This window comes from Sphaerotilus sp. (assembly GCF_041083715.1).
Taxonomy (GTDB): Bacteria; Pseudomonadota; Gammaproteobacteria; order Burkholderiales; family Burkholderiaceae_C; genus Sphaerotilus.
The window spans coordinates 1-6,355 of sequence record NZ_JBFPGY010000313.1 but is presented as its reverse complement, the minus strand read 5'-3'; the positions used below and the strand labels follow the sequence as shown (position 1 = coordinate 6,355).

Annotated in this window: 3 protein-coding genes; 2 read left to right on the top strand and 1 reads right to left on the bottom strand. The window is 64.4% G+C overall.

The window, feature by feature from the left end:
• Positions 1-1,093 (top strand): MFS transporter (locus AB3X43_RS14520; RefSeq protein WP_369430573.1); only part of this gene is annotated, 1,093 nt, incomplete at its 5' end.
• Positions 1,090-2,478, top strand: coding sequence for a saccharopine dehydrogenase NADP-binding domain-containing protein (locus AB3X43_RS14515; protein ID WP_369430572.1), 1,389 nt, complete (start codon positions 1,090-1,092; stop codon positions 2,476-2,478). The genes AB3X43_RS14520 and AB3X43_RS14515, both read left to right, overlap by 4 nt.
• Positions 2,479-2,535: 57 nt before the next feature.
• Here the strand turns inward: AB3X43_RS14515 and AB3X43_RS14510 are convergent, their stop codons facing one another.
• Positions 2,536-6,078: an EAL domain-containing protein gene (locus AB3X43_RS14510; protein ID WP_369430571.1), complete on the bottom strand. Its 3,543-nt coding sequence runs from the start codon at positions 6,076-6,078 to the stop codon at positions 2,536-2,538.
• Between the last annotated feature and the right edge of the window lie 277 nt (positions 6,079-6,355).

The window sequence follows — 6,355 nt, the reverse complement described above, 5'->3', positions numbered from 1 at the left end:
CCCTCTGAGTGCGCTGCGCCTGGCGCATGCGGGCCACACCACCACCACCATCGGATGGCTGCTGGCGTGGCACGCGCTGGGACAGGTGGCCGCCTTGCCACTGACGACACCGCTGGTCAGGCACTGGCCTGGCAAGCGGGTGCTGCAAGGTGCCAGCCTGGGTGCGGCACTGGCATGCATGCTGCTGCAATCGACTCCAACGCCCGGTTGGATGGGCGCCACGCTGTTCGGCCTGGGGCTGTTTCTGGGACTGGTGTTCAACCTCTCGGAAGCCTGGGTCAACGCCATCCTGCCTGCCGCGCAGCGGGGACGCTGGCTTGCGCTGCATTGCACGCTGTTCACGGTCTTCCAGTCCATCGGCCCGCTGCTGCTGCCTCGGCTGCCCTCCGACAGCGCATTCCACCTCTGCGGCGCACTGCTGCTGCTGGCCCTGCCAGCCTGCCAATGGCTGGGGGCCCCACCACTCGAAGATGGAGACGCAGCAGCTGGCAACGCTCCGACGACGCGATGGTGGCAGCTCCTGAAGGAAGCGCCGGCCATTGTCTGGAGCACGGCCCTGTTCGCGTTGTTCGATGCCGTCGTGCTGGGACTGCTGCCGCTGCACGCCCGCCAGCAAGGCTTCTCCCATGAGGAGGCCCTGCTGTCCGCTTCGGTCGTCCTGGCTGGGGACACCTGCCTGGAATGGGCGGTGGGCTGGCTGGCAGACCGGATGGGTTGCCAGCCGGTTCAGTGGCTGTGCGCGATGGCGCTGCTTGCAGGAGCAGCACTGCTGCCCCTGGCAGCGCACATGACCGTGCTGTGGTGGCCGCTGCTGTTTGTCACCGGCGGCGCGGCAGGCGGGCTCTACGTGCTGTCGCTGCTGGCCAGCGGACACCGCTATACCGGTGCACGACTGCTCCACATGACCGCGCTGCTGGGGGCAACGTGGGGAGTGGCCAGCAGCGTCGGGCCGCTGCTGACCGGCGTGCTGATGAATGCCAACCCGACGTGGGCGCTGCCCGGTGTTGTGCTGTCGATGGCCGCGCTGCTGCTGCTGCTGCTGTGGCTGGAGCGGACTTCAGAGAAGAAGCCAGAAAGAGGATCCCCCGCATGAAACAAGATCAATCCGACCCCATCCGCCACATCGTCCTGCTGGGCTACGGCAACATCGGTCAGGCGCTGTCACCGCTGCTGCGCCAGCGTTTCGCCTCCCAGCGCATCGACGTCTTCGATGAGCGCATGACCCTGGCCCAGCAGGCATTGGCCGAGCAGTACGGTCTGCGCTGGACACGCCAGCGCATCACCCAGGACAACCACCTGACGCTGCTGGGTGCCGCGCTGGGCGTGGGCAGCCTCGTGATCAACGTGGCGACCTCCATCAGCAGCCTCGACGTGATCCGGCTCGCGCAGCAGCAGGGCGCGTTCTACCTGGACACGTGCATCGACCCCTGGGAATACCTAGACGGAACACTGGACTCGGCCACCAACACCAACTACTGCATGCGCGAGCAGGTCATGGCATTGCAGGCCGCCCAGCGCGCGCAGAAGCTGCCCACCGCCGTGGTCGCACATGGGGCCAATCCGGGGCTGGTGTCGTTGCTGGTCAAGGAAGCGTTGCTGCTGATGGCCCGCGCGCACCTGCCTCAACCGGTGGTGCCGTGCGGGGCCGCCGAGTGGGCGCTGCTGGCCGAGACGCTGGGCGTGCGCGTGATCCAGATCTCGGAGCGCGACCACCAGCACACGGACCGACCGCGCAGCGCGGCCGAGTTCGTCAACACATGGTCGGTGGATGGCTTCGTGGCCGAGGCGCTGCAACCGGTCGAATTGGGCTGGGGCAGCCACGAACACGCGGGCCCGCTGGCGGTCGAGGTGCGCCACCACGACAGCGGCTGCAAGGCGGCGGTGTACTTGCCCCGCTTCGGAGTGCAGACCCGGGTCCGCACCTGGACGCCGCAGGCCGGCGAATTCACTGGGTACCTCATCAGCCACAACGAGGCGATCTCGCTGGCGTCGTTCCTGACCGTGGGCGGTGGCATGCAGCCACGCTACCGCCCCACGGTCTACTACGCCTACCACCCCTGCGATCAGGCGCTGGAGAGCTTGGCCCTGCTGGTCGACGGCCACCGCCACGCGATCGCGTCCGCACGCGTGCTCAAGGACGAACTCGACGGCGGCATCGACGAACTCGGTGTTTTGCTGGTCAGCGACCGCCACCCCAGCCTGTGGCTAGGCTCGCAGCTCTCGATCCAGCAGGCTCGCCGCATCGCCCCGCACAACAACGCCACCAGCCTGCAGGTGGTCGGCAGCATGATGGCGGCGATCGCCTGGATACAGGCGCATCCACAGGCCGGCATTGTCGAATCCGAGGCCATGGACCACGAGTTCCTGCTCGCCCGCGCCCGTCCGTATTGGGAGCCCATCGTGCACGCCACGCGGGCCTGGCACCCCAGCGGCCAGACAGACAACCCAGTCTGGACGCTGGACCAGTTTCTGGTCTGAAGGCGCCCGTTCATCCTTCCAGCAGACAGTCCCCGTTCGGGCCGGGCCGGGCCGGGGCTAGAGTCTGCGCCAGACTGCCGCTCGCTGCCATGTCGAGCGCCATTCGGGCAGATCTGCGGCGGGCATCGGTCTCGCGATGCCATAGCCCTGCACCAGATGGCAACCCATGGCGCGCAATGCCGCGCCGTGCTCCATCGTCTCGACGCCCTCGGCAATGACCCGCCGATGGAAGGCTGCCGCCAGCTGGATCACGCCTTGAACGATGCTCAGGTCGTCCTGGTCGGTCAGCATGTCGCGCACAAAGCTCCGGTCGATCTTCAGGGTCTTCACCGGCAACTTGCGCAGATAGGTCAGCGATGAATACCCGGTGCCGAAGTCGTCCAGCGAGAATTCAACGCCCAATGTCATGCACTGGTCCAGGGTTTCGACGGCCTGCTGCATGTCGGCGATGGCCGCCGTTTCCAATACCTCGAGTTCCAGCTTCGATGGGGGGATGCCTGGATAGCGCGCAAGGGTCTGCGCCAATCGATCGCAGAAGTCGGGACACATCAGATGGTGCGCACTGACGTTCACGCTGATCGGAATGTCCAGCCCCTCTGAGGACCAGATTGCGATCTGGCGCAGCGCGGTACCGATGACCCATTCGCCCAGCGGCTGCTCCAGATCGCTGCCATGCAAGTAAGGCAAGAACTCACCCGGAGGCAGCAGTCCGCGCTCCGGATGACGCCAGCGGATCAAGGCCTCTGCACCGATCACATCGCCACTGAACAGATCAACCTTGGGTTGATAGAACAGGATGAACTCGTCACATGCCAGCGCAGCCTCAAGCCGCTGCAATTGCTCAAGGCGATGCTGCGTCAGGCGGTCGATCTCGGGATCAAACAATTGGCAGCGGTTCTTGCCGCGCTGCTTGGCGAGCAGCATGGCTTGGTCGGCGTGCCGCAAAAGGGTATCGGGGTCGGCATGGTCTGCCGGATACAGGCTGGCGCCGATGCTGGCCGACGTGTGGAGGAGATGCTCGCCGACCTGGACAGGCTGCCGCACGGTTTCCAGGATGCGCTCCAGCACCTGCATGCCATCTTCGGCAGACCCCAGCTCCGACAACAACACGACGAACTCGTCACCCCCCAGTCGTGCCAGCGTGTCTTCGCCGCGCAGTACCGCCTTGACATTCTCGGCGATGCCCAACAGGAACCGATCACCAGCCTCGCGTCCATGCCGGTCGTTGATCTGCTTGAACTCGTCGAGATCCAGCACACACACAGCACTCTGCCAGCCATGCCGATCCGCACGCAGGATCGCCTGTTGCAGACGGTCAGACAGCAGTCGCCGATTGGGCAGTCCGGTGAGCACGTCGTAGTGGGCCACATGGTCCAGCTCGGATTCATGCGCCTTGGCCCGGGTGATGTCCGTGAACACACTGATGTAGTGCTGCGCAGTTCCCGCCTCGTCACGCACGGTCGAGACGGACTGCAGTGCCGCATACAACTCGCCGTTCTTGCGGCGGTTCCAGATTTCACCGCGCCAGAAGCTGCCCTTGTCCAGCGAGGACCAGAACTCCCGGAAAAAGGCTGCGTCGTGCCGCCCTGATTTCAGCAGACCGGGGTCTCTGCCCAGCACCTCGGTCTCTTCATACCCGGTGATGCGGGTGAAGGCTGGATTCACCCTGGTGATCCGTCTCTGGGCATCGGCGACGATGATGCCCTCGTAGCTGTTTTCAAAGACCACCGCCGCCTCGCGCTGCGCTCTCTCCAGATACTTGCGTTCGGTGATGTCCGTGTGCGTCCCGGACATCACCAGAGGCACGCCGGTGCGGTCTCGCTGCACGATGCCCCCACGCGTCAGTATCCAGCGCCAGCCGCCGTTCTTGGTACGCACCCGAAGTTCGAATTCGTGGTTGGAGGACAGCCCTGTCATGTGGTGCTCGATCGCACGCAACGCCTTCGGCAGGTCATCCGGGTGGATCAGCTTCGACCACTGGGTAACGTCGATCTGCATCTCGCCAGGGTGGTAGCCCAGCATGGTCTCCCAGCGGGCGCTGACCTGGAACTTGTCGGTCTGAAGATCCCAGTCCCAGTAGCCCTGATCCGCCCCCTCCAGCACGCGAGAGAGCCGTGCTTCGCTGGCACGCAGAGCGGCTTCGATCTTGCGGCGCTCGGTGATGTCCGTACCCAGGACATAGTAGCCCTCGACGCTGCCCGCCGCGTTGAACTTGGGAGCGTACTGGATGACTTGCCAGACGTCGGGGTATGGCTCCCAGTCGTAGGTGGTCGACTCTCCCTGCAGCGCGCGTGCAATCAATGGTTCGGCGATGGCGTAACGGACGTCCCCAAGCACCTCGCAGACCATGCGGCCCGTGAGATCGCTGCCGCACGAGGCGAAAGAAGCCTGGTAGCGTGCATTGACGAATCCATAGCGCTGGCCCGCATCCACATAGGCGATCATGGCTGGCACATTGTTGATGATGCTGCGCAGATGGCCCTCTCGGTTGGCGAGCAAGGTCGTTCGTTCGATCACGCGTTGTTCGAGCAACAGATTCTGATCCTTGATGCTGCGCTGGGCCTCGCGCGCCGCGCTTTCGTCACGAAAGACAATCACGACACCACACAGCAGCCCGGCGCGATCGCGGATCGGTGCCGCACTGTCAGCGATCGGCAACTCGCTGCCGTCACGGGCCACGAGCACGGTGTCGCTGTGCATCTCGCAACCTTGCCCTGTGGCCAGCACCTGCTCGACGGGCGATGGCACCGGAATTCGCGTGGTGGCATTGCGCAGCTGCAACAAGTCACCGACTGGACGGCCGAGTGCCTGCTCCAGAGGCCATCCTGTCATGCGCTCGGCCACGGGATTCATGTGCGTCACGCGCAGTCGGGTGTCGGTCGCGATCACGGCATCCGCGATCGAGCTGAGCGTGATCGAAATGCGCTCCTCGCTCTCGGCCAGTGCCTTGCGGCTGGCATCGGTTTCGCGCAGTTTGCGCAGGATCAGTGCGTAGGTCGCGCCGAACAGCAGCAGCAGCGAGACCAAAGACGCCGCGCTGAACCACACCATCCGGCTGCGCGCCTGCAACTGAAACGCCGTCTGCAGCGCCAGAAGGCGCTTCTCCTCCGTCTCCATGTCATCGAAGAGCGCATGGCTGCGCAGGCGGGTGGCCTGCAAGGGCGCCGTGAGGACATAGGCATTGGCGGCCTCCAAGCCTTGCGTGCGGCGCAATTCCTCGACCCGGTGCGTGATCGACAGGCGCTCGTCGATCACCTTGCGCAACGCCTGCCAACTCGATTGCTGTCGCGGGTTGCCGGCCGTCAGTGCCTGCAGGCGCTGAAGCTGGACTTCGCGCGCAGCAATCGCGGTGTTTCGTTCGACGATCCGAGCAGGATCGCCAGTGATGCGATAGCTCTGCGTGCTCAGTTCGGCCTGAACGGTCTCCACTCTGGCGAGTGCCAGCGCGGCCAGCACTTCCTGCGTTTGCGAAACCTGAGAGGCTGCAGTGGTCGCGCTGTCGGCAACCCTCCAACTCATGACGCTCAGTGCCGCGACAACCCCCATGGCAGCCCAAAATGCCCCCAACAGTCGCGTGTGAAAACCGAGCCTCAGTTTCAAAACACCTTGTCCCAAGCAGATTATTTCATTTCAAGTATGCCTGAAATAACTTTGACTGTTTGGGTGAGAAATACCAAAAAAATAGCCCGATTTTGAATGGATTGGTTTCTGCAATTACTCGCGACTGCATTCGGTGTCGAGTCTCGACAGACCAGTGCTTTCAAGGTGCCTTCGCTTTGCGCTGCTGAAGCGTCCGGGCCACGGAGAAGTGGGTACGGCCGGGATCATGCGTGCGCTTGACTGCAGGCGTTCGGGTACTGCGCCCGGTCTTGCGGTA

Coding starts and splice junctions, on each gene's coding strand:
- AB3X43_RS14515 (WP_369430572.1), top strand. CDS start 1,090: ATGAAACAAGATCAATCCGACCCCATCCGCCACATCGTCCTGCTGGGC.